Consider the following 21,730-nt stretch of genomic DNA (forward strand, 5'->3'; position numbering starts at 1 on the left):
GTTGGTGAGGGGTGTGGGGATGGTGGCGGATTCGGGGCTTCTCGCCCATCAGCGGCAGGCGCTGATCGCCGGGATCGTGCGCCGCAGCGGCGCTGTGCGGGTCGCCGAGCTGGTCGAACAGCTGGGGGTCTCCGACATGACCATCCGCCGCGACCTGGACGCCCTGGAGCGTTCGGGGGCGGTGAAGAAGGTGCACGGGGGTGCCGTGCTGGGGGCCGAGACGGCGGCCGACGAGCCGGGGTTCGAGGCCAAGTCCGGCCTCGAATCGGCGGCCAAGGCGGCGGTCGCGGACGCGGCGGCGGGCCTGGTCGAACCGGGCAGCGTGATCGCGATCTCGGCGGGGACGACCGCCTACGCCGTCGCGGCGCGGCTGCTCCGGGTGCCGCGGCTGACCGTCGTCACCAACTCGCTGCCCGTCGCGGAGCTGATCCGCTCGGCCGGCGAGCACGCGGACGCGGAGGCGCCGTCACTGCTGCTGACCGGGGGCGCGCCCACGCCGTCCGCGGCGCTGGTCGGGCCGCTGGCGGACCAGTCGATCCGGGCGCTCCACGTCGACCTGCTGATCCTCGGGGCCCACGGGGTCTCCGAGCAGGCCGGTCTGACCACGCCGAACCTGGCCGAGTCGCAGACCAACCGGGCCCTGATCACCTCCGCCCGCCGGGTCGCGGTGGTGGCGGACCACAGCAAGTGGGGCGTGGTCGGCCTCAGCGGCTTCGCCGCGCTGGAGGACATCGGCGTGTACGTCACGGACTCGGGGCTCGGCGAGCACGCCCGCGGGGTCCTCGCGGAGGCGGTCGGCGAGCTGGTGATCGCTCAGGTACCCACGGCCTGACCGTCGCGGGCGCCCGCCCGGTCCGACGGTGCCCCGGCCCCGGTGCACGGCCGTCCGCGGGGGAGCCGGGAGGGTCGTGCACCGGGGCGGGCGGCGCCGGTCGCGGTGCGGCGTCAGCTGCAGGTGACGCCGGCGCTCTTCCAGCTCGCGGCGTCGACCATGGTGGTCTTCGCGAGGGTCTCGGCGGGCATCTCCTTGCTGTTCTTCAGGCGGTCGAAGAGGGTCTGGACGGCGAGTGCGCCGACGTCCCGGCCGTTGATGAACAGGGCGGCCTTCATCCCCGAGGGCTTGCTGCCGCTCCAGTCCTTGCAGGCCAGGTAGGCGCCGATGCCGACGCCGACCACGTTGTCGGCGCTCACGCCGGCGTTCTGCAGGGCGGTGACGCCGCCGTGCACGTTCTCGTCGTTGCAGCCCCAGACGACCCAGTGCTTGATCCCGGGGTTGGCGGTGATGGTGGCGGCCACCTTGTCCTGGGCGCCGGTGGGGGTGTTGTCGGTGGCGACGTCGAGGGTCTGGACGCCGGGGGCGACGGCGCCGAAGGCCTCCCTGGCGGCCTTCACGCGGTCGCCGCAGACGGTGACGTCCTGCTTCGAGGCCGAGATGACACGGGTGTCGGCGGAAGTCCAGCCGGCCTTCTGATACTCGGCGGCGGCCCGCTTGCCGACCTCGGTGCCCATCTGGGCGCCGCTGAACCCGACCCGGGGGACGAGGTCGCCCTTCGCGCAGAGCGCCGGGTCCGGGCCGGTCGCGCAGATCTGGTCGTCCGAGGTGAGCAGGGCGATCTTCGCGTCCCGGGCGGTCTGGACGACCTGCGGGCCCACGGCCGGGTCGGGCACGACGATGATCACACCGTTGGCCTTCTGGGCCGCCGCCGCCTGGACTTCGCTGACCGTCTTGTTGGCGTCGTTGCCGAGGTTGACGACCTTGAGGTCGATACCGAGTTCGGCGGCCTTCGCCTTGGCCCCGGCGGCCTCGCCGACGAAGTACTCCTGGTCACCCTGCTTCTGCAGGTAGGTGATCGAGATCTTCCCGCTCACCGGGGCGACGGAGCCGGCTCCCGTGGTGGTGTCCTGGCCGTTGGAGCAGGCAGTGGCGGTCAGGCCCAGGGTGAGCAGGAGGCCGGCGGCGGCGCGGCCGGTGGTGCTTCGGTTCATGGGGGGAGCGCTCCTCTGTGCCGGGGCGGGGCGCCGGGCCGGCACGGGTGGGGATTTCGGGGTGGGACGCCGAGCTGACTGGGCCGAGCGGGATGTTCGGTAAGTGATCAGAACCCAACGCATTTAAACGCAATGTGAAATATCACACCGTGCTCTGAATGCACGTCAAGGGGATTGACGCGCCGAGATCAACCTGTGACGTGCCGCGACACCGGCCGGTGCCGACCGTGCCATCCGATCCGAGTCGGCGTCATCCGCCGTTCCGTACGGGGTACTTGAGCGCGCCTCCCGGCTGTGTCTATGCTGCGTTGCTTTCTGTTGGAGATTCAAACGGAAAGCCACGGCCGTGGGCTGCCTCCCCCAGTGCACTGCCTCCCCCACCCCCACCTGCGCACTTTTGGAGTGCCCATGCGCCCACCCCTGCGCCCGGTCCTGCCCGGACACCGGTCCCGCCCCCTGCTCCGCAGCGCACCCCGCGTCCTGGCCGCACTGTCGCTCGCCGCGTCCGCGCTCGGCGGCGTCGCCCTCGGAGGCGCCACCCCCGCGGCGGCCCTGGGCAACGGACTCGCCCTCACCCCGCCGATGGGCTGGAACTCCTGGAACACCCTGGGCACCGGCGTCACCCAGCAGCAGGTCGTCCAGACGATCGACTTCATGGCCGCGAACGGCCTCGTCCAGGCCGGCTACAACACCGTCACCATCGACGACGGCTGGTCGCTCGGCCACCGCGACGGCCAGAGCACCGACCTGGTGAAGACCGCCGAGGGGGCCATGCAGCTCTACGACGCGAACCACAACCCCGTCAGCGGCACCGACGGCAACGGGTTCGACCCCACCACCGGCCACCTCGTGCCCTCGCCCGAGCGCTTCCCCTCGCGCACCGTCAACGGGCAGACCCTGAACGGCATCCAGTACCTGTCCTGGTACGCGCACAGCAAGGGCATGAAGTTCGGCCTGTACGCGACGGACACCTACACCACCTGTCAGGGCCGCCCCGGCAGCCTGGGCCACGAGGCCACCGACGCCGCCGACTTCGTGTCCTGGGGCGTCGACTTCGTCAAGTACGACGACTGCCCGTACGGCCCGCAGATCGTCGGGCCCGACGGTCACAACTACTGGACGCAGGGCGAGGGCCGGGAGCTGACCCGCTCCGTCTACGCCCGGGTGCGCGACTTCCAGCAGGCGCTCGACGCCGCCTCCGCCGCCCAGGGCCGCCCGAAGGTGACCCTCAGCGTCTCCGCGCAGCCGGTGCACACCGGCGTCCCGTACCTGCTCGCGGCCAACGACCCGGCCCGCACCGACCCGGTGATCCTCGCGGCCGGCACCCCCGACCGGCAGGCCCCCGGCTACGCCCCGACCGGCGTGTGGTGCGGGCAGGTGGCGCACCTGTGCCGGATCGGCGGCGACCGCGGCCCGGACCTCGACGGCGTGCTCTACAACGGCCAGTTGCGGACGGCCCTGGAGTACCCGGGCAACGTCCGGCCGGGCAGCTGGAACGACATGGACATGATGTTCGCCGGCTGGCTGAACCCGTACGGCGTGTACGGCGTGACCGACACCTGCACCTGCCACAAGCCGATGAGCCTCACCGAGTCCCGCAGCGAGATGTCCGTCCTCGCCATGATGGCCTCGCCGCTCATCACCGGCGCGGACCTGCGCACCGCCGCCGACTCCCGGCACACCCAGGACGGCCTGACCTGGTCCACCGGCATCACCGCCGACCAGCTGGCCGTCTACAAGAACACCGACGTCATCGCCGTCGACCAGGACAGCCTCGCCCAGCCCGCCACGCTGGTCGGCAACCCGCCGAACAGCAGCACCGCGCCGATCGTCCTGAAGCGCCGCCTCGCCGACGGCGACACCGCCGTCCTGCTGGTCAACCAGGACCCGAACGCCGCCCGCACCGTCTCCACCACCCTGGCCGAGCTCGGCCTGACCGGCCCCGGCTACTCCGCCAAGGAGCTGTGGACGGGCTCCGGCGGCAACGTCACCGGCACGCTCGGCGCCACCGTCGAGCCGCACGGCGTCGCCATGTACCGCCTGCGGGCGCTGCCCACGACCGTCCCGGCCGCGGTGATCGGCGACGGCCGCTACCACGGCGTCAGCGCCGGCGGCACCGGCGGCCAGGCCCTGGAGGTCCAGGGCACCTGCAGCGCGCCCGACGGGTCGGTCACCGACATCAACACCTGGTGGAGCACGCACACCTCGGAGCAGTGGACGTTCACCCCGAACGCCGACGGCACCGTGCGGATCACCGACAACTGCGACACCGGCACGCAGCGGCACGGCACCCTCACCGGCCCGAACGGTCCCGGCGGCTCCGCCTGGGTGCTGAACGCCTACGACCCCAACAGCCCGTACCAGAAGTGGCGCGTCGTGCAGAGCACCGCCACCGGCGCACTGACCATCACCAACGTGGCCACCGGGCTCGCCCTCGGCGCTCCGCGGACCGCCGCCGGCTCGCCCGTCGTCCTCGACCGGCAGGACGGATCCGCGGCCGGGCAGTCCTGGACGCTGCTCTCCTGACCACCCCCCAGACTCCCCCGGCCCCGGCGGTCCCGCCGGGGCCGGGGGCCCGTCCGCACCACTCTCCGCACCCTCTCCGAGGAGGACCCTTGCGCTCCCAAGGCACCGCACTGCCCCGCCGCTTAGCCTCGGCGGTGACCGCCCTCACCCTGCTCGCCGGCGGCGGCGCCCTCGCCGTCGGGCTCCAGCTCGCCACCGCCCCCGCGGCGTCGGCCGTCGAGAACGGCCTCAACCGGACGCCCCAGATGGGTTTCAACAACTGGAACTCCACCCACTGCGGCGACCGGTTCAACGAGGACATGATCAAGGGCATCGCCGACCTCTTCGTCGGCAAGGGCCTCAAGGCCGCCGGGTACCAGTACGTCAACCTCGACGACTGCTGGGCGCTGCCGGAGCGCAACGCGGCCGGCGACCTCGTCCCCGACCCGGTCCGGTTCCCGCACGGCATCAAGGCGTTGGCCGACTACGTCCACGGCAAGGGCCTCAAGTTCGGCATCTACTCCAGCGCCGGCACCAAGACCTGTGACGTCAAGGGCTTCCCCGGCGGCCTCGGCCACGAGCAGCAGGACGCCCGGCTCTGGGCCTCCTGGGGCGTCGACTACCTCAAGTACGACAACTGCAACAGCCAGGGCCTCGACGCCCGGACGCGGTACCGCGCGATGGGCGACGCGCTGAAGGCCACCGGCCGGCCGATCCTGTACAGCATCTGCGAGTGGGGCAGCACCGGCCCGTGGAACTGGGCCGCGCCGGTCGGCAACTCCTGGCGCACCACCGGGGACATCAGCGACACCTGGCAGAGCATGATCTCGATAGCCCAGGCCAACCAGGGCCTGGCCGGCTACGCCAAGGCCGGGGCCTTCAACGACCCCGACATGCTGGAGGTCGGCAACGGCGGCATGACCGCCACGGAGTACCGCACACACTTCAGCCTCTGGGCCGAGATGGCCGCCCCGCTGATGATCGGCACCGACCTGCGGACGGCCGAGCCGGAGACCTTCGAGATCCTCACCAACACCGACGTGATCGCCGTCGACCAGGATCCACTGGGCCGCCAGGGCGCGGTCGTCTCCAGCCAAAACGGCCTGGTGGTGATGAGCAAGCCGCTCGCGGACGGCAGCCGGGCCGTCACCCTCACCAACGAGGGCTCCTACGACGCCGTCGTCTCCGCCACCGCGCAGACCCTCGGGATCGGCGGCGCGGCCTCGTACACCGTCAAGGACCTCTGGACCAAGCAGAGCAGCACCAGCACGGGGACCATCAGCGCCACCGTGCCCGGGCACGGCACCGCGATGTTCCGGGTGACGCCCTCCTCGCCCGTCTCGCCGCCCAACGGGGTCAGCTACCTGAGCGACCTGCCCTTCGCCTCCGTCTCCAACTTCTGGGGCCCGGTCGAGCGGGACATGAGCAACGGCGACCACGGTGCGGCCGACGGACCGGCCATCACCCTGCGGGGCGCCGGCTACGCCAAGGGCCTGGGCGCGCACGCCCCCAGTGAGATCGCCTTCCACCTCGGCGGCACCTGCCGCAACCTGGTGACCGACGTCGGGATCGACGACGACTCCTACGGCAACGGCTCGGTGGTGTTCCGGGTCTACAAGGACGACACGCTCGTCGCCGACAGCGGCCCGCTCACCGGCAAGGACGCCGCCAAGCACCTCACCGCCGACCTCACCGGCGCCGGCACCGTCCGCCTGGTGGCCACCGACGCCGGCGACGGCACCAGCTACGACCACGCCGACTGGGCGGGCGCGCGGATCGCCTGCGGCAGCGGCCCGGCCGCCGGTGCCCACCCGCTCTCCGACCTCGCCTGGTCCTCCGCCGGCAACAGCTGGGGCCCGGTCGAGCGGGACATGAGCAACGGCGACAACCAGGCCCGGGACGGCGGGACCATCACCGTCGCGGGCGCCACCTACGCCAAGGGCCTGGGCGTCAACGCCTTCAGCGAGGTGGTCTACTACCTCGGCGGGTCGTGCACCTCGATCGCCACCGACGTCGGCGTGGACGCCGAGGCGCAGGGCCGGGGCAGCGTCTCCTTCGAGATCTACAAGGACGGCACGAAGGTCGCCGACAGCGGCCTGCTCACCGGCAAGGACGCCGCCAAGCACCTGACCGCCGACCTCACCGGCGCCGACGAGCTGCGCCTCGTCGTCACCGACGGCGGCGACGGCACCAACAGCGACCACGCCGACTGGGCGAACCCCGTCCTCAGCTGCTGAGACGGCGCCACCCGAAGGACGGCGCGGTGCCCGGGCCAGGCCCGGGCACCGCGCCACCGGCGTCCCCGCTCCCCCTGCCGACTACCGACCGCCGACCACCGGCCCCGCCGGGCCGCCGCGGCTACGCCGAGCTGGCCCGGACGACCAGGTCGGCCGTCAGCACCTCGCCCGCGGCGGGCCCGGGCTCGCCGCGGACCTGCGCCAGCAGCCGCCGCACCAGCGCGGCGGCGATCGCCCGCAGTGGCAGCCGGACGGAGGTCAGCGCCGGGTGCAGGTGCCGGCAGAGCGGCGTGTCGTGGAAGCCCGTCACCGCGACGTCCGGCCCGACGGACAGGCCCTCGGCCCGGACGGCCTCGTAGACGTCCAGGGCCGCCAGATCACTCTCGGCCACCACCGCCGTCGGGCGCCGCGGCCCGCGCAGCAGCCCGCGCAGAGCCGCCACGCCCGCCGCACCCGGCTCCGGCTGCACCCGCACCACCTCCAGGCCGAGCCGGCCGGCCTCGGCGTGGAAGCCCTCGCGCCGGGCCACCAGCCAGGGCAGGTCGGCGGCGGACTCCGCGAAGCCGACCAGGCGGTGGCCGCGCCCGGCCAGGTGCCCGAGCACCTCGGCCATCGCCGCGCCGTTGTCGATGTCCACCCAGTGCTGCGGCAGGTCGGGCGCCGTCCGGCCGAAGGCGACGAACGGGACGCCGGCCAGCACGGCCTGGCCGACCCGGGCGTCGTCGGCCAGCACGTCGGCGAGGACCAGCCCGTCCACCTGGCGGGCCGCCACCAGCTCGTCGATCGCCGCCCGGGCCTGCGCCGGGCCCGGTGCGGGGCGGACCAGCAGCACCCGGTGCCCCTCCGCGCCGGCCGCGTCCACCAGGGCCTCCAGGAAGCCCGCCATCAGCGGATTCGGGTCGAACGGGTCGTCCACCGGGGCGAGGTAGCCGATGGTGCGCCGCTCGCCGGTGCGCAGCGAGCGGGCCGACTGGTCGGGCCGGTAGCCGAGCTCCTCGATGGCCGCGGTGACCCGGGCCAGGGTGTCGGGGTGGAGGCGGTGGGGTGCGTTGAGCGTGTTGGAGACGGTCTGCCGGGACACGCCCGCCACGCGGGCGACCTCCGCGATGGTGGTGGCGCGGCGTGGCGGGCGTGCTCCCTGGGTCATCGGTGCTCCGGTGGCTCGGTCGGGGTGGCGGGCGCCGGGGGTCGTCCGGCGCCGGCTACGGGTTGTCCTGGGGCCGGCGCACGGTCAGCAGGCCCCCGCGGGGGACGGTGACGACGCTGCCGTCGGCCAGGTCCGCGGTGTCGCTACGGACGATACGCCCGCGGGCGTCCTGGACGGTGACCTCGGCCGGTCCCTGGATGCCGTGCAGGCGGACGTCGGGATCGGCGTCGGCGTTGGCGACCAGCAGCGTGTGCCACCCGTCGCCCTCGGCCCGGACGGGCAGCGGGGCGTAGCGGGCGACGGCGACCGTCCCGGCGCCGGAGGCGGTGACCATCGGGTAGCCGAGGTCGGGCCTGGCCGGGCGCAGGTCGCCGAGTTGCAGGGTCTGCGTGTGGTCGCGGACGACGCCGAGCCAGAAGGCGAGGGCCTCGCGCTGCTCCGGGCTCTGGGTGGACAGGTCGACGGAGATCTGCGGGACGGCGAAGAGCACGTTGATCAGGTGGCAGGCGACCTGCTCGGGCGACTCGTCCGGGTGCCACATGAGCATGTCGGCGTGCACGGCGATCGGTCCGGAGACGAGCCGCAGGTCGACGGTGCGCTCGCGGTTGTCCTGCGGGCTGAGCGGGCAGTCGGTGGCGCGGACCATCGTGGTCCAGGGCCAGAGACCGGGGCTGGTGTAGGGCTGGCGGTGCTCGATCATCGCCTCCGGCTGCACGGCGGTGATCCGCCCGCGGATGGCAGCGAGCAGTCGCTCGACGCCCTCGTCGACGGTGGCGCAGTCGGCCTCGGGGCCGGCGGCCGGCGGGTCCGCGACGGCGAACCAGTCCACGAAGTCGATCTTCAGGCCGTCGGCGCCCCACTCCTCGACGGCCCGCGCCAGGCAGCCGGTGAGGTGCTCGCGGACGGCCGGGTAGCGCGGGTCGGCGACGATCGCGCCGAGGTGTCCGGCATCGGCGAGCGCGTACTGGCCGAGATGCTCCCAGGCCTCGCTCTCCTTGCCGATGAACGGCAGGGCGTACCAGAGCAGATACCGCACGCCGAGGTCGTGGACGCGGCGGATGTGGGCGGCGGTGTCGGGCAGGGAGTGCGGCTCCCAGTCGCCGCAGTGGGCGTAGCCGCGGGTGCGGTCCACCGTCATCCAGCCGTCGTCGACGATGATCGTGTCGAGGCCGAGCTCCTTGCCCAGCGCGGCCTGGGTCTCCACCGCCTCGGGGGTGATGTTCTGCTGCATCGCGTACCAGGTGGAGAAGGCCGGGCGGCGGGCGGCGTCGGGGACGTCGGCCCGGTGCCCCGCGCCCCACCAGTCGGCGAGGTCGGCCAGGCAGCGGGCGAAGTGCCGGCGGGAGGTGTCGATCCGCACGGTCAGGCGGCCGGTGGCCTGCACCCAGAAGCGGAACTCGCCGTTCTCCTCGACGACCCCGGCGCCGGCCAGGACGTCGGGGCGGTCGGCGGCGAAGGCGCAGATCGCGACGTCACCGGTGCCGACCAGGGCGGCGACGGGTGCGCCCTTGGCGAGCGAGGTCCGGCGCGGGGCGCTCCAGGCGGCGGGCAGCCAGCTGCTGCCGCGGAGCTCCGGCGTCCAGAGGGCGACGGCGTCGGTGCAGGGCAGGCGCCATTCGATGCGCGTCCCGTCGGGGCTCCCGGCGGCGTCGTCGGCGGTCACCTCGATCACGCCGTCGGCCGTCTCCCGGACGGTGGCGCTGCCGCTCACCCGCAGGTCGAGGCCTGCGGCGTGCAGCGGCCGGAGTCCGCCGGCGGCGGCGGGGGCGTGCGGTTCCCAGATGTCGTCCATGGTCAGCCTTTCGTGGCGCCGGCCAGCAGGCCGGAGATGAACTGCCGCTGAAGGGCCAGGAAGAGGACCATCATCGGCAGGGTGGACAGGGCGGTGCCGGCCAGGATCAGGCCGTAGTCGGTGTTGCTCTTCATGCCGTGCAGGGTGGCCAGGGCGACCGGCAGGGTGTGCATGTCGGCGCTGCGCAGGGCGATCAGCGGCCAGACGAAGCTGTTCCACGAGCCGAGGAAGAGGAAGATCCCCAGCGCCGCCAGGACGGGGCGCATGACCGGGACGACCACGCCGAACAGCACCCGGAGCTCGCCCGCGCCGTCCACCCGGGCGGCGTCGAGGAGTTCGTCCGGCATCCCGGCCAGGGCCTGCCGCATCAGGAAGATCGCGAAGGGCACGCAGAGGCCGGGAAGGATGAGCGCCTGGTAGCTGTCCATCAGGCCGAACGACATCATCATCTTGAACAGCGGGACCAGCAGTACCTGGTCCGGCACCACCAGGGTGGACAGCAGGACGACGAACAGCGCCGTCCGGCCGCGGAAGCGGAACTTCGCGAAGGCGTAGCCGGCGAGCAGCGCGACCACGAGGGCGCCGAGGGTCTGCACCCCGGCGACGAGCACCGAGTTGAGCAGGACCCGGCCGAGGCCGATCTTCGCGTTCAGGTGCGAGATGTTCTCGCCGAGGTGGGAGCCGGGCAGCAGCTTGGGCGGCCAGGAGAAGATCTCGGTGTCGCTGTGGGTGGCGGAGACCACCAGCCAGTAGAAGGGAGCGACGGACACTCCGGTGACCGCGGCCAGGAGCAGGGTGGTGGGCCAGCCGCGCAGCCGGGCCCACAGGCTCCTGCCGGACGCCGTCGCGATCGTCGGTGTCACGCGGCCCGCCCGCGTCGTCAGGGTCATTCGCGTTCTCCCATCAGGCGCATCTGGACCGCGCCGAGCACCGAGACGATCAGGGTGAGCGCGTAGGCGATGGCGGAGGCGTAGCCGAAGTCGAAGTAGCGGAAGCCGTTGTCGTACAGGTACATGGAGACGGTCATCGTGGCGTTGTCGGGACCGCCGCGGGTGAGGACGTACGGCTCGTCGAACAGCTGGAGGGTGCCGATGGTGGAGAGCACCACGGTGAACAGCAGGACGGGCCGCAGTGCCGGCACGGTGATCGAGAAGAACCGGCGCAGCGGGCCGGCGCCGTCCACCATCGCGGCCTCGTAGAGCTCCTTCGGGATGCCCTGCAGGCCGGCCAGGTAGATGACGGCGTTGTAGCCGGTGTAGTGCCAGCTGAGGACGAGGACGACGGCCATCCGGGCCCAGAAGCCGTTGCCCAGCCAGTCGACGCCGGACAGGCCGATCGCCTTGAGCAGGCTGTTGACGGCGCCGCGGTCGGTGTCGAGCAGGAAGGCGAACACCACGCCGGTGGCGACCAGGCCGGTGACGGCGGGCATGAAGATGCCGAGCCGCCAGACCGTGCGGAACCGGACGAACGCCGCGTGGAGGGCGACGGAGAGCCCGAGCGCGAGCGCGAGCATCAGCGGGACCTGCACGACGAGGATCCGGGCGGTGTTGCCCAGCGCCGTCCAGAACAGCGGATCGTCCAGCAGCTTGCGGTAGTTGGCCAGGCCGGCGTTGCGGGTATTGGCGCCGGAGCCGGTGGTCAGCGACAGCAGCAGCGAGGAGACGATCGGGTAGGCCTTGAACACCCCGAACGTCACCAGGGCGGGGGCGAGCAGGAGATAGGGCAGGGCCTTGCGGCGCAGGATCGCGCGGCGCCGGGAGGGCGGCGGCGCGGCGGCCCGGGGCGTGGCGGCGGGGCGCAGGGCGGTGGTCACTTGATCTTGCGCCCGGTCTGCTGGGCCAGCTGCTTGGCGGCGTCCTGGAGGGCGGCGGCCGGGTCCGCGCCCTTGGTCAGCACCTTGGCCTGGGCGTCGTTGACGAGCTTGAGGGCGCGGGCGAAGTCCCCGGAGTAGTTGGTGGCGTCGCCGCCCTCGCCGAGCAGGTCGGCGAAGGTCTTCAGGACGGGCTGGCCGCCGTAGTAGGCGTTGGGCGTGCTGTACGTCGGATCCTGGTAGGCCTCGGTGAGCGCGGGGAAGACACCGCCGGCGTTGAACATCGTGTTGACGGAGGCCGGCCGGGTGAGGGCGTACTCGACGAACTTCCAGGCCGCGGTGCGGCGGGGGCTGGTCGCGGAGACGGCCAGGTGGGTGGAGTTGACGATGGCGGTGCGCTTGCCGCCGGGGGTGACCGCCGGCGGCCGGGTGAGGCGCCAGTTGCCGCTCTGCTCGGGGAACTTGGTCTCGATCCAGTGCGCGCCCCAGGAGGCCAGCGGGTTGGCGCCGATCTTGCCCTCCTTGATCTGGCTGCGCCAGATCGTGGAGCTGGCGGAGTCGAGGATCAGGCCGGCGTCGTCGAGCCGCTTGACCAGCGTCAGGGCGCGGACCGCCTCCGGGGAGGCGACGGTGATGTCGCCCTTGAGGTCGAAGTAGAAGGCACCCTGCTGCTGCATCAGCGACTGCAGGAAGTCCAGGTCGGGGGACGGCGTACCGGACTTGTTGATGCCGATCAGGGCGACGCCGGGGTTGGCTGCCTTGAACTTCTCGGCCGCGGCGATCACGTCGTCCCAGGTCTGGAACGCGGTCGGGTCGATCCCGGCCCGGTCGAACATGTCGTTGCGGTAGAAGAAGCCCTGTGCGTTGACCTCCCACGGCAGCGCGCGGACATGGCCGTCCTTGTCCGAGACGGCCGGCCACAGGCCCTGGGCGAACTTGTCCTTGTAGCCGTCGGCGCCGAGCGCCGAGAGGTCGGCCAGGCCGCCGGGGAACTTCTCCATGTAGCCGGGCAGGTAGTCGCAGCCGATGTGGAGGACGTCGCCCAGCCCCTGGCCGCCGGCCGCCAGGCCGACCGTGATCTTGTCCCAGATCGCCGGGTTGCCGACGTCCTGGACGTCGACCTTGATGCCGGGGTTGTCCTTCTCGAACGCGGGGACGACGCCGCGCAGGGCCTCGGCGGCGCTGGTCCAGGACCAGACGGTGACGGTGCCGGTGGCGGCGTCCCCGCCGGAGGATCCGGAGCCGGAGCCGCCGCAGGCGGACAGTGCGCCGCCGGCGGCGAGGGTGAACAGGCCGGCGCCGGAGGCGCGGAGCAGATCGCGGCGGGAAAGGTGTGACATGGCATTCCTCTCTGAGGGTGGGCCCGTTTCTGGGGGCGGGCCTGGTCCCGGGGGCGAGCGGGGCTTGCGTGGGGGTGGTGCTTGGGCTGGTGCTTCGGCTGGTGCTTCGACGCACGGCTACGGGGTACGGGCCGCGGCGAGCCGGGTGGCGGCGCGGGGCCGTGGGTGGCGCAGGTGGTGCGGTGGCGCGGGTGGTGCGGGCCGGTGGTGGTGGCCCGCGGACCGGCCGCAGGTGGTGGCGGAGCCGCTGGGGTGGCGGCGGCCCGTCGGCGCCCGGCCGGTCAGCCGGCGGCCGCGGCGCGCAGCGCCCCGGCGAGCCGCTCGGCGGGCTCCGGGCCGGTGCTGGCGTGCGGCGACAGCCGGATCCACTCGCCGCGCCGGGTGGTCGCCAGGCCCGCTCGCGTCAACGCGTCGTGGACGGCGAGCGGGTCCGCGCCGGGCAGCCGCAAGCGGGCGATCCCGCTGCCGCCGGCCTCGTCGGCGCCGGCACCGGGGTCGTCCGTCCGCTCACCGCCCGAGGTTTCGGCGCCGGCCGCGCGGGCCGCGTCGAGCAGTGTGCCGAGCGCCTCGCCGATCAGGGCGTTGATCCGCCCGACGCCGAGCTCCCGGACCAGCCCGAGGCCGGCGCCCAGCGCGGCGACGGCCGGGCCGTCGGGGTTGGTGACGGTGTGTGCGACGGCCCCCGGACGGGCGGGCCGCGGGTGGTCGGGCGCGTCGATCGGGTCGACGACGCCCGACCAGCCGCCGAGGCCGGGCCCGAGCAGCCCGGCCACCCGGTCGCGGACCAGCAGGAGCGCTGCGCCCCAGCCGGAGCGCAGCCACTTCTGGCCGCCGGAGGCGAGGACGTCGGCCGCGTCGGCGGCGAACGGCACCGCGCCCAGCGCCTGGACGGCGTCGACGACCAGGACGCGCTGCGGGCCGATCAGCTCCTTGATCGCGGCCAGTGGCGTGCGGTACCCGGTGGCGCTGTCCACCGCGCACACCGACACGGCACGGACCCGGTCGTCCAGATGGGCCCGCACCGCGTCCACCGTGACCGGGCCCTCCAGCAGCCGGACGGCGAGGCCACCGTTGCCGGCCGCCCGCAGCCACGGGTAGACGGCGCCGGGGAAGTCCGACCGGCAGACCAGCACGGTGCCCCCGGCAGGGGCGGACCCGAAGGCATGGGCGGCGGCGAACATCCCGTGCGAGGTCGAGCTGACGAACGCGATCTCGTGCGGCGCGCAGCCCAGCAGCAACGCCGCCGTCCGGGCCGTCCGCGCCGCCTCGGCGTCGAGACCGTCCAGCGTCTCCCAGCCGCCGCGGTGCAGTTGCGCCGCCGATCGGGCCAGCACCTCCTGCACCGCGGTGGACACGGGCCCGAAGCGCGCGAAGTCGAGGTATCCGACCGGTTCGCCGAACTGCCTCAGGTACTCCGGGACGGAGCGCTCCGGCATGACATCCCTCCAGGGTTTTGAACGTTCAAATCCACAAAACCCAGCAGAATCAAACATTCCTGCGGGGATGGGTGACAGCAAACGCGCACCCGGGTGGCGCCGTCAACCCCCCTGCGCCACCACACGGTCCGCTGAAACCCTTCCGTTATCCGGGGCGGCCGCCGTTGCCGCCCGCCCGGGACACCCCGGCGTTCACCGAGGCCCTCACCCGCCGCCTCCGGCGCGCCGGGGCCGGCGCCGTGCAGGCCACCCTCGTGACCGGGCCGCCGACGGCCGCCGACTCCGAAGAGGGAGAGGAGCTGACGGTGCGTCCGCTCCCGCCCGGCGGCCGGTCGGGCATCCGGGCCCCGGCCTTCGGGGCAGCATCGATCCGCATCCGAACCTCTCCCGCCGGACTTCGTTGACGGGCCACCGCCAGGTGCTGGAGCGTTCGACGGGCAGACCGGAACCACCGAATCGAAGGACACCCGTTGAACAGGCTCAAGACCCTCGCGGTCACCGTGACCGCGATCGCCGCCACCGCGCTCGCGGCCACCCCGGCCCAGGCCGCCGAATCCACCTGCAGCAGCACCCTCTTCGGCGGGCAGTTCTACTGCGGCGGCGCCTACGGGAGCGGCGAGACGGCGGTCGTCTCCCTCGGCGGGGACGCCGGGGTCTTCGTGATCGGCCTGGACCACGCCGTCTGGTTCCGCACCGGCAGCACCGGCTGGGCCTCCCTGGGCGGCGACATGCGGAGCAAGGTCCGGATCACCAAGAAGACGGCCGACAACACCTTCACCATCGGCTCGACGGATGCCAACAACATCCCCTGGTACCGCGACTTCACGCCCCGCGGCTGGGGCTCCTACTGGTACACCCAGCAGAAGCCCTCCACCTAGGCAGCTGCGCCGGGGGCCGACTCCGGGCGGACGGCGCGGGGGCCGACGTCCGGGGCCGGGGGCCGACGTCCGGGGCCGGCCCCCGCGCCGCCCCGCCGGTCAGGCGTCCACGGGCCGCCAGGCCGGGCCGTCCCCGGCCGCCCGGACGTGGCCGAACACGACGTCGGCGAAGTGGACGCCGAAGCCGATCGTGCCGGGCTCAGCCAGTTCGGCGACGAGGCGGCGGCGGTGGACGGCCGTCCGGGCGAGGTCGTGGTCGAAGCCCGAGGACCACTCCGGGTGGTCGATCTGGATCGGCGAGTGCACCGCGTCGCCGAAGGCGATCAGCCGCCGGCCGCCGCCGGTGATGACGTACTCGGCGTGGCCGACGGTGTGGCCCGGGGTGATCCGCACCCGCACACCGGGGAAGATCTCCTCCCCGTCGGCGACGGTCCGCACCCGCGGCGCGAGGGCGGCGACCTGGTCGGCCATGCCCTGGGCCTCCAGGAGGTCGCGCCGCTCCCACTCGGGCGCCCCGGACTCGGGCACCTGCGCCCACCGGGTGGCGGTGACGACGTGGCCGGTCGCCGTCGCGAGCTTGCGCGGCGGCGGCACCCCGGCACCCCGGCACCCCGGAAGCCCGGTACGACGGAAGCCGGCCTCCGACTCAGGGCTCGGAGGCCGGCTTCGCTCACGTGACCCGTCGGCGTTTGAAAGGGTCTCAACCTCGATCCGAGACGGCTGGGAGACGGCGAACGGCGCGGGATTCGCGGGCGGCGAACCGGGCGCTGACAGTACGTCAGCGCGTCGCGGCACCGCAGGCCCCGGGCCCGTACCGAGAGCGGCCCGCACCGGCGTCCGGCGCGCGACGACACCCGCGGGCCGACCCCGACCGGCCGACCCCGGCCCCCTCAGCGGGCCGGGCGCCACATGGTGGTGACGACGTGGCCGGTCGCCGTGGTCAGCTCGTCGCGGGCGGTGAAGCCGACGCTCCGGTAGCGGTCGAGGTTGGCGGGGTTGGAGGACTCCAGGTAGGCGGGCGCGCCGACGGCGTCGATCCGGGCCAGGCTCTCGGCCAGCAGCCCCATGCCCAGCCCCTTGCCCCGGTGGTCGTCGTGGGTGCCCAGGAGGGTCAGATAGAAGCAGGGTTCGGTGGGGGCCACGGAGTAAAGCTGCTCGTTGATGGCGAGGATCGCCTCCGCCGTCGGCTCGTCCGTGGTCCGGACCAGCAGCTCCGCCAGCCCGTTCTCCTCCTCCTCGGTGAGCTCCCGCCCGCCCGGCGGGATCCAGACGGCGGCGGCCTCCACGTTCGGCGTGACCAGCAGCCACGGGTAGCGCAGCGCGGACGTCGCGTAGACCCGCCACATCACCGCGGCCTGCACGGCGCGGCGCTCGGCGTCGGGGAAGGCCGGGCCCCAGAGCGGGTCGTGGAAGAACGCCGTCGTCAGTGTGGCCACGACGGCGTCCACGTCCGCCGGCGTGGCCGTGCGGACCGGGACGCGCGGGTGCGAGGAGCTCATCCCTCCACCCTACGACGGGCCCGGGGCGGGCCGGGCGGTGGGCCTGCGGCACGCCGGGGCGGGCTACGGCGTGCCGCTCCCGCCCGTACGCTCCGCCACGTGGGCCCGGAGCAGCCCGGCCAGCGCCTCGGCGTACGGGCGGGGCCGGCGACGGGGCAGCACGACGCCGAAGTGCCGTGCGGGGCGCGGTGGTTGCACCGGGACGACGCTCGTCCCGGGCTGTGCCGGTTCGAGGGCGACGTACGGCACCAGCGAGACCCCGACGCCGGCGGCGACCAGCGAGCGGGCGAAGAAGTAGTCGGTGGTGGCGCCCACGACGCGGAGTTCGAAGCCGGCCAGCTCGGCGTACCGCCGCAGAAAGGCCTCGGTCTTCAGACAGCCCAGGACCCATCGCTCCTGGGCGAGTTCGGCGAGGTCGAGGGCCTCCCGGCCGGCCAGCGGGTGGCCCGCCGGGAGCACCACCGAGAGCGGGTCGTCCATCAGCGGCGTCCAGTCCAGGCCGGAGCGGTCCCCCGGGAGGACGGGCAGCGGGCCGTCGAAGCCGTAGGCGAGCGCGAGGTCGGCGACGCCCTCCCGGACCATCGGCAGGCTGTCCTCGGGCTCCCGCTCCACGATGTGGAGTTCCACCTCCGGGTGCTCGGCGGCGAACCGGGCCAGGACGGCGGGCAGCAGGTGGCGGCCGCCGCTGGTGAAGGTGGCCAGGGTGAGCCGGGCCCGGTCGGCCCCGAGCCGGGCGATCCGCTCCCGGGCGTTGCTGAGTTCGGCGTCGATCGCACCGACCGCCTCCACCAGCAGCCGCCCGGCCTCGGTGAGCCGCACCCCGCGGGTGGAGCGCTCCACCACCGCCGTCCCGAGGCCCCGTTCGAGGGCCGCGATCTGCTGGGACACCGCCGACGGGGTGAGCAGCAGGGCGGCGGCGGCCCGGTTGAAGCTGCCGTGCTCGGCCACCGTCCGGAGCACGGCGAGCCGTCGGACATCGATCATGGTGGGGCTCCCCCGGTCGACAGTTCTGCTGATGACGCGTTCAGCAGGTCGGTAGTTCTGCTGAGGACGATACGCGAGCACAGTGGTGGTCATGCGAAACCCCACCAGCAACCAGCTGCGCGACGTCTGCGTGATCGGCGGCAGCCGCTACTTCGGCCTCCACCTGGTCACCCTGCTGCGCGACTCCGGCGCCCGCGTCACCGTGATCAACCGCGGCTCCACCCCGCCCCCGCCCGGCGTCGACCACGTCGTCGCCGACCGCTCCGACGAGGCCGGGCTGACGGCGGCGCTCGGTGCCCGCACCTTCGACGCCGTGATCGACCAGGTGCTCTACACGCCCGCCGAGGCGGCGGTGGCCCGCCGGGTCTTCGACGGCCGCACCGGCCGCTACGTGATGACCTCCACCATGGAGGTGTACGACCCGGCGACCTCGCCGCTGGTGCGCACCGCACCGGGTGTCCCGGTCTCCGAGGACACCGTGGACCCGCTGCGCCCCGGCGCGGCCGGGCCCGACGCGGCGTGGTCCGGTGCAGCGCGGTCCGGTGCAGCAGGGCTCGGCGCGAACCGGCAGCCGGCGGCCGACCGGTACCCCGACGAGGCCACCCGTTACGCGGAGGGCAAGCGGCGGGCCGAGGCGGTGCTCGCCCAGGACGCGCCGTTCTCCTGGGCGAGCGTGCGCAGCGCACACGTCCTGGGCGGCGGCGCGCGGGACTTCACCGGCCGGCTGGCGCACTACGTGGAGCGGATCGCGGCCGGGCGGCCGATCGCCGTCCACGAGCAGCCGCAGCCGACCTCCTTCGTCCAACACCGGGAGATCGCGGCCGCCCTGGTCGAGCTGGCCGGCTCGACGGCCACCGGCGCGGTCAACGCCTGCTCGGCCGAGCCGCTCGACGTGGTCGCGCTCTGCGAGCTCGTCGCCGACCGCCTCGGCACCACCGCCCGCTACCGCGAGGCGACGGGCGCGGACGCCTCGCCGTTCTCCTTCGACCGCTGGTATCCGATGGACCAGCGGCGCGCCGCGGGGCTCGGCCTGCACTTCTCGCCGCTGGCCCAGTGGCTGCCGGGCGCCGTCGCCGAGGCGGTGGCCGACGCGGCCGCCGGGGACGCGGCCGTCCTCACCCCCGGAAGGGCGGCCTGAGATGCACCGGCGCACCATCGGCGGCATCCCGGTCGGCGCCGTGGGCCTCGGGGCGATGCCGCTCTCGGTCGAGGGCCGGCCCGGTCCGGACGCGGCCCTGGCCACCCTGCACGCCGCGCTCGACGCGGGCGTCACCCTGCTCGACACCGCCGACTCCTACCACTGGCACGCCGGCGAACTCGGCCACAACGAGGAGCTGGTGGCCCGCGCCCTGGCGGCCCGCCCGGCCGCCGAGCGGGCGCAGGTGCTGGTGGCCACCAAGGGCGGCCGCGGGCGGCCCGGCGACGGCTCCTGGACGGTCGACGGCCGGCCCGAGCACCTGCGGCAGGCCTGCGAGGGCTCCTTGCGGCGGCTCGGCGTACCGGCGATCGGCCTCTACCAGCTGCACAAGCCGGACCCGCTCGTCCCGTGGGCGGACTCGGTGGGCGCGCTCCGCGAGCTGCTGGACGCCGGGAAGATCCGCGCGGCGGGCATCTCCAACGTGGACGAGGAGCAGATCCTGACAGCCCGGGAGATCCTCGGCCCCGGCCTGGTCTCGGTGCAGAACCGGTTCTCCCCGGCCGTCCGCACCGCCGAACCGGAGCTGCGGCTCAGCGAACGGCTCGGGCTGGCGTTCCTCCCGTGGAGCCCGCTCGGCGGCCTGTCGCGCAGCGTGCTGGACGATCCCGCCGACACCACCGTCGAGCGCAGTGCCTTCCACCGGATCGCCGCCGCCCGCGGCGTCTCCCCCCAACAGATCGGGCTCGCCTGGCTGCTGGCCCTCTCCCCCGCCGTCGTCCCGATCCCCGGAGCCCGCCGCCCCGCCAGCATCCGGGACTCCGCCGCAGCCGCCGGGCTCGTCCTCGAACCGGCCGAACTCGCCGCCCTGGCGGATCCGTTCAGCCCCGGCGGGGAGCCGGCGGCCGGGTGAGCCCCGGCGGGGAGCCGGCGGCCGGGTGGGCCGCCCGCCCGGAGCGGTCCGGGGCGGGCGGCGCGGGGAGGGTCAGTTGTTCTCCTCGGCCCGGACGATCGCGTCGATCCGGCGCTGGAGCGCGTCCGCCCGCGCCCGGGTGCGCTGCGCCGCCTCGTGCTCACCGAGCGCGTCCAGGGTGGCGGCGCGGCTCCGCAGGTCGGCGACCTCCTGCCGCATCTTCGGGAGGTCCGCCCTGACCGCGCCGCGGGTGGACGGGCCGGAGGAGAGGGACTGGCCGGCGGAGGTGGACTGGCCGGCCTCGGTCGACGGCTGGACGGCGCAGACCGCGCCGACGCCGCCCGCGCCGAACAGCGAGCCGCCGATCAGCGTGTTCAGGACGCCCCGGCAGGCCGCGGACTCCTCGGGCGTCTTCGGCCCGTTGTTGGCCGTGGCCGGCTGGGCGAGCAGGAGCGGGGCGGCGAGCAGCAGGACGGAACAGGCGGCGCGGGCGGCGAACTTCACCGACCGTACCGACTTCGACGGCTTCGGGGTGCTCGTGGTGTTCGGGGACAGGACGGAGCTGACGGACATGGCGGACCCTCCGGGTAGGCGATGGACGAGCCATCCCTATCGGACGGTTCGTTCACGGCCGTGGACGCTCCGCCGTCCGTGGGCGTGTCAGCGCTCCGGCAGGGCCGGTCAGTCCTCCTCGTCGGGGTAGCCCCACGTCACCGTCGGCTTCGCGGCCGGCACGGCATCGCCGACGACGCGGGCCACCGCCTCCTCGAACGCCGGCCGCCACCGGTAGAACCTGCTGATGCTCAGCGCGTACCTGCTCTCGCCGGTGACGAAGTACTCGCCCCGGTCGTCCACCCAGCCGATGGGCACCTCGTCCTCGATGCCCTCCTCCCGCAACAGGCCGGCCAGGGCGCCGAGCACCTGCTCGGCCTCGTCCTGATCGGCGAGACCACTGACACTGAGGTGGAGATCGATGTTGACCGACATGATCCGCAGCGTAGTGGCCCGCACTGACATCCGGTCGACGGCCGGCGGTCAGCGGCCCGGCGGTCGGCGGCCCGGCGGTCGGCGGGACGGCGGCCCGGAGCCGGGCGTCCGCCTCCGGGCCCGGGGCGAGGAGCACGAGCACCGGCGGCAACGACCCCGGGGCGGGCAGCGGGTCATCCGGTCCGGGGGTGGTGGCCGAGATCCGCGGCCGGGCGGGTGGCGCCGATGCCGGCGAGGATGCCGGTGAGGACGAGGTCGATACCGGTGAGGAACTGCTCGCGGTCGTCGTGCCCGCGCATCTGCTCGGCGATGTCGTGGATGAACGGGTACTCGTCGGGGTCGAGGTCCTGCCAGGCCCGGGCAGCGGCGTCGAGGAACTCGGCACGGTCCGGGCCGGCTCCGGGGCCCGGACCCCGGCCGGCGTCGCCCGGGGTCCGGACGTTCTGGGCGGTGGCGCCGAGGATGTAGTGGACCAGCGTCGAGGTCGCGGCGAACCAGTCGTCCCGGGGCAGGCCGAGCCTGCGCACGTGCCGGCCGATGCTCTCGAACACCCGCGGTGTCACCGCCCCCCAGGGGCTGCGGGTGAGCTGCACGGCGAGCTGGGTGGCCAGCCACGGATGCTCGCAGACCGCGTCGTACAGGGCCAGTGCGACGGCACGGATCTCCTCCGCGGTCGCCCTCGCGGCTACGGAGCCTTCGACGGGGTCGGCGGGATCGGCCGGGCCGGCAGGGGCGGGGCGCGCGGCCAGGACGCCGACGACGACGCTCTCCGTCGCGGCGGTCAGCAGTTCACCCATGGTGCCCACGTGGTGGTAGATCGCTCCGGACCCGGTGGACAGGCGCTCGGTCAGCGCCCGGACCGTCAGGGCCTCCTGCCCCGCCGCGTCCAGCAGCTCGACGGCTGCCTCGACGATGCGCTCGCGGGAGAGCACCTGCCTGCGCCGCTGTGACTGACGTGTCTGCATGGCCATACCCCCATCATGCCAGGGTTGGAGCACTGCTCCATGATGGAGTACGGTTCCAATATTGGAGCAACGCTCCAACCTGGTGGTCGTGGCCGCCGTTCGCGGCCCCGGCTCCG

At 74.0% G+C, this 21,730-nt stretch carries 17 protein-coding genes and 3 pseudogenes; 7 read left to right on the forward strand and 13 right to left on the reverse strand.

Annotation, left to right across the window (positions count from 1 at the left end):
• Positions 1-19: 19 nt before the first annotated feature.
• Positions 20-832, forward strand: coding sequence for a DeoR/GlpR family DNA-binding transcription regulator (locus tag OH807_RS03385; RefSeq protein WP_406193711.1), 813 nt, complete (start codon positions 20-22; stop codon positions 830-832).
• 113 nt (positions 833-945) lie between these two features.
• Here OH807_RS03385 and OH807_RS03390 read toward each other — a convergent pair whose 3' ends face one another.
• Positions 946-1,986 (reverse strand): substrate-binding domain-containing protein, encoded by a 1,041-nt coding sequence (locus OH807_RS03390; protein WP_406193713.1) that lies wholly within the window; start codon positions 1,984-1,986, stop codon positions 946-948.
• Between the two features lie 408 nt (positions 1,987-2,394).
• On the opposite strand from OH807_RS03390, the gene OH807_RS03395 reads away from it, so the two are divergent.
• The 3 genes and pseudogenes from OH807_RS03395 to OH807_RS03405 form a co-directional block, all read left to right on the forward strand.
• Positions 2,395-4,512 carry an alpha-galactosidase gene (locus OH807_RS03395; protein ID WP_406193715.1) on the forward strand — a complete coding sequence of 706 codons (2,118 nt, stop codon included), beginning with the start codon at positions 2,395-2,397 and terminating at the stop codon, positions 4,510-4,512.
• Positions 4,513-4,757: 245 nt separating this feature from the next.
• Positions 4,758-6,275 (forward strand): annotated as a pseudogene (locus OH807_RS03400) (NPCBM/NEW2 domain-containing protein); the annotation flags it as partial.
• Positions 6,276-6,362: 87 nt separating this feature from the next.
• Positions 6,363-6,728: pseudogene (locus tag OH807_RS03405) on the forward strand (NPCBM/NEW2 domain-containing protein); the annotation flags it as partial.
• A gap of 121 nt (positions 6,729-6,849) precedes the next feature.
• Here OH807_RS03405 and OH807_RS03410 read toward each other — a convergent pair.
• From OH807_RS03410 to OH807_RS03435, 6 genes are all read right to left on the reverse strand, one after another.
• A complete protein-coding gene (locus OH807_RS03410) occupies positions 6,850-7,875 on the reverse strand; it encodes a LacI family DNA-binding transcriptional regulator (protein ID WP_406193717.1) in 1,026 nt (341 codons plus the stop codon).
• A 55-nt stretch (positions 7,876-7,930) separates the two neighbouring features.
• Positions 7,931-9,667: a glycoside hydrolase family 36 protein gene (locus tag OH807_RS03415; protein ID WP_406193719.1), complete on the reverse strand. Its 1,737-nt coding sequence runs from the start codon at positions 9,665-9,667 to the stop codon at positions 7,931-7,933.
• 2 nt (positions 9,668-9,669) lie between these two features.
• Positions 9,670-10,557, reverse strand: coding sequence for a carbohydrate ABC transporter permease (locus OH807_RS03420; protein WP_406193721.1), 888 nt, complete (start codon positions 10,555-10,557; stop codon positions 9,670-9,672).
• Positions 10,554-11,411: a carbohydrate ABC transporter permease gene (locus OH807_RS03425; RefSeq protein ID WP_406210666.1), complete on the reverse strand. Its 858-nt coding sequence runs from the start codon at positions 11,409-11,411 to the stop codon at positions 10,554-10,556. Before OH807_RS03425 ends, OH807_RS03420 begins: the two co-directional genes overlap by 4 nt.
• Before the next feature lie 65 nt (positions 11,412-11,476).
• Entirely contained in the window at positions 11,477-12,817 is a 1,341-nt protein-coding gene (locus OH807_RS03430; RefSeq protein WP_406193723.1) for an ABC transporter substrate-binding protein, read from the reverse strand.
• A gap of 281 nt (positions 12,818-13,098) precedes the next feature.
• On the reverse strand, positions 13,099-14,253 hold the full coding sequence (locus OH807_RS03435) for an aminotransferase class V-fold PLP-dependent enzyme (protein ID WP_406193725.1): 1,155 nt from the start codon (positions 14,251-14,253) through the stop codon (positions 13,099-13,101).
• Between the two features lie 470 nt (positions 14,254-14,723).
• Between OH807_RS03435 and OH807_RS03440 the strand changes: the two genes are divergently transcribed.
• Positions 14,724-15,131 carry a hypothetical protein gene (locus OH807_RS03440; protein WP_406193727.1) on the forward strand — a complete coding sequence of 136 codons (408 nt, stop codon included), beginning with the start codon at positions 14,724-14,726 and terminating at the stop codon, positions 15,129-15,131.
• Positions 15,132-15,230: 99 nt separating this feature from the next.
• On the opposite strand, the pseudogene OH807_RS03445 reads toward OH807_RS03440, so the two are convergent.
• From OH807_RS03445 to OH807_RS03455, 3 genes and pseudogenes are all read right to left on the reverse strand, one after another.
• Positions 15,231-15,644: pseudogene (locus OH807_RS03445) on the reverse strand (MBL fold metallo-hydrolase); the annotation flags it as partial.
• A gap of 377 nt (positions 15,645-16,021) precedes the next feature.
• Entirely contained in the window at positions 16,022-16,630 is a 609-nt protein-coding gene (locus OH807_RS03450; protein WP_406193729.1) for a GNAT family N-acetyltransferase, read from the reverse strand.
• Between the two features lie 63 nt (positions 16,631-16,693).
• Positions 16,694-17,614, reverse strand: coding sequence for a LysR family transcriptional regulator (locus tag OH807_RS03455; RefSeq protein WP_406193731.1), 921 nt, complete (start codon positions 17,612-17,614; stop codon positions 16,694-16,696).
• A gap of 91 nt (positions 17,615-17,705) precedes the next feature.
• On the opposite strand from OH807_RS03455, the gene OH807_RS03460 reads away from it, so the two are divergent.
• Both OH807_RS03460 and OH807_RS03465 read left to right on the forward strand, forming a co-directional pair.
• Entirely contained in the window at positions 17,706-18,752 is a 1,047-nt protein-coding gene (locus tag OH807_RS03460) for a reductase (protein ID WP_406193733.1), read from the forward strand.
• Position 18,753: 1 nt separating this feature from the next.
• Positions 18,754-19,662 (forward strand): aldo/keto reductase, encoded by a 909-nt coding sequence (locus tag OH807_RS03465; protein WP_406193735.1) that lies wholly within the window; start codon positions 18,754-18,756, stop codon positions 19,660-19,662.
• Positions 19,663-19,734: 72 nt separating this feature from the next.
• Here OH807_RS03465 and OH807_RS03470 read toward each other — a convergent pair whose 3' ends face one another.
• The 3 genes from OH807_RS03470 to OH807_RS03480 all read right to left on the reverse strand — a co-directional run bounded on the left by OH807_RS03470 (position 19,735) and on the right by OH807_RS03480 (position 21,620).
• Positions 19,735-20,235, reverse strand: a complete 501-nt coding sequence (locus OH807_RS03470) for a hypothetical protein (protein ID WP_406193737.1) — start codon at positions 20,233-20,235, stop codon at positions 19,735-19,737.
• A gap of 108 nt (positions 20,236-20,343) precedes the next feature.
• Positions 20,344-20,649, reverse strand: coding sequence for a hypothetical protein (locus OH807_RS03475; protein ID WP_406193739.1), 306 nt, complete (start codon positions 20,647-20,649; stop codon positions 20,344-20,346).
• 173 nt (positions 20,650-20,822) lie between these two features.
• Positions 20,823-21,620, reverse strand: a complete 798-nt coding sequence (locus OH807_RS03480; protein WP_406193741.1) for a TetR/AcrR family transcriptional regulator — start codon at positions 21,618-21,620, stop codon at positions 20,823-20,825.
• Positions 21,621-21,730: the final 110 nt, after the last annotated feature.

Origin of the sequence: Kitasatospora sp. NBC_01560 (assembly GCF_045208415.1) — a bacterium.
Lineage (GTDB): Bacteria > Actinomycetota > Actinomycetes > Streptomycetales > Streptomycetaceae > Kitasatospora.

Coding starts and splice junctions, on each gene's coding strand:
- OH807_RS03385 (WP_406193711.1), top strand. CDS start 20: ATGGTGGCGGATTCGGGGCTTCTCGCCCATCAGCGGCAGGCGCTGATC.
- OH807_RS03390 (WP_406193713.1), bottom strand. CDS start 1,986: ATGAACCGAAGCACCACCGGCCGCGCCGCCGCCGGCCTCCTGCTCACC.
- OH807_RS03395 (WP_406193715.1), top strand. CDS start 2,395: ATGCGCCCACCCCTGCGCCCGGTCCTGCCCGGACACCGGTCCCGCCCC.
- OH807_RS03410 (WP_406193717.1), bottom strand. CDS start 7,875: ATGACCCAGGGAGCACGCCCGCCACGCCGCGCCACCACCATCGCGGAG.
- OH807_RS03415 (WP_406193719.1), bottom strand. CDS start 9,667: ATGGACGACATCTGGGAACCGCACGCCCCCGCCGCCGCCGGCGGACTC.
- OH807_RS03420 (WP_406193721.1), bottom strand. CDS start 10,557: ATGACCCTGACGACGCGGGCGGGCCGCGTGACACCGACGATCGCGACG.
- OH807_RS03430 (WP_406193723.1), bottom strand. CDS start 12,817: ATGTCACACCTTTCCCGCCGCGATCTGCTCCGCGCCTCCGGCGCCGGC.
- OH807_RS03435 (WP_406193725.1), bottom strand. CDS start 14,253: ATGCCGGAGCGCTCCGTCCCGGAGTACCTGAGGCAGTTCGGCGAACCG.
- OH807_RS03450 (WP_406193729.1), bottom strand. CDS start 16,630: ATGAGCTCCTCGCACCCGCGCGTCCCGGTCCGCACGGCCACGCCGGCG.
- OH807_RS03455 (WP_406193731.1), bottom strand. CDS start 17,614: ATGATCGATGTCCGACGGCTCGCCGTGCTCCGGACGGTGGCCGAGCAC.
- OH807_RS03460 (WP_406193733.1), top strand. CDS start 17,706: ATGCGAAACCCCACCAGCAACCAGCTGCGCGACGTCTGCGTGATCGGC.
- OH807_RS03465 (WP_406193735.1), top strand. CDS start 18,754: ATGCACCGGCGCACCATCGGCGGCATCCCGGTCGGCGCCGTGGGCCTC.
- OH807_RS03470 (WP_406193737.1), bottom strand. CDS start 20,235: ATGTCCGTCAGCTCCGTCCTGTCCCCGAACACCACGAGCACCCCGAAG.
- OH807_RS03475 (WP_406193739.1), bottom strand. CDS start 20,649: ATGTCGGTCAACATCGATCTCCACCTCAGTGTCAGTGGTCTCGCCGAT.
- OH807_RS03480 (WP_406193741.1), bottom strand. CDS start 21,620: ATGGCCATGCAGACACGTCAGTCACAGCGGCGCAGGCAGGTGCTCTCC.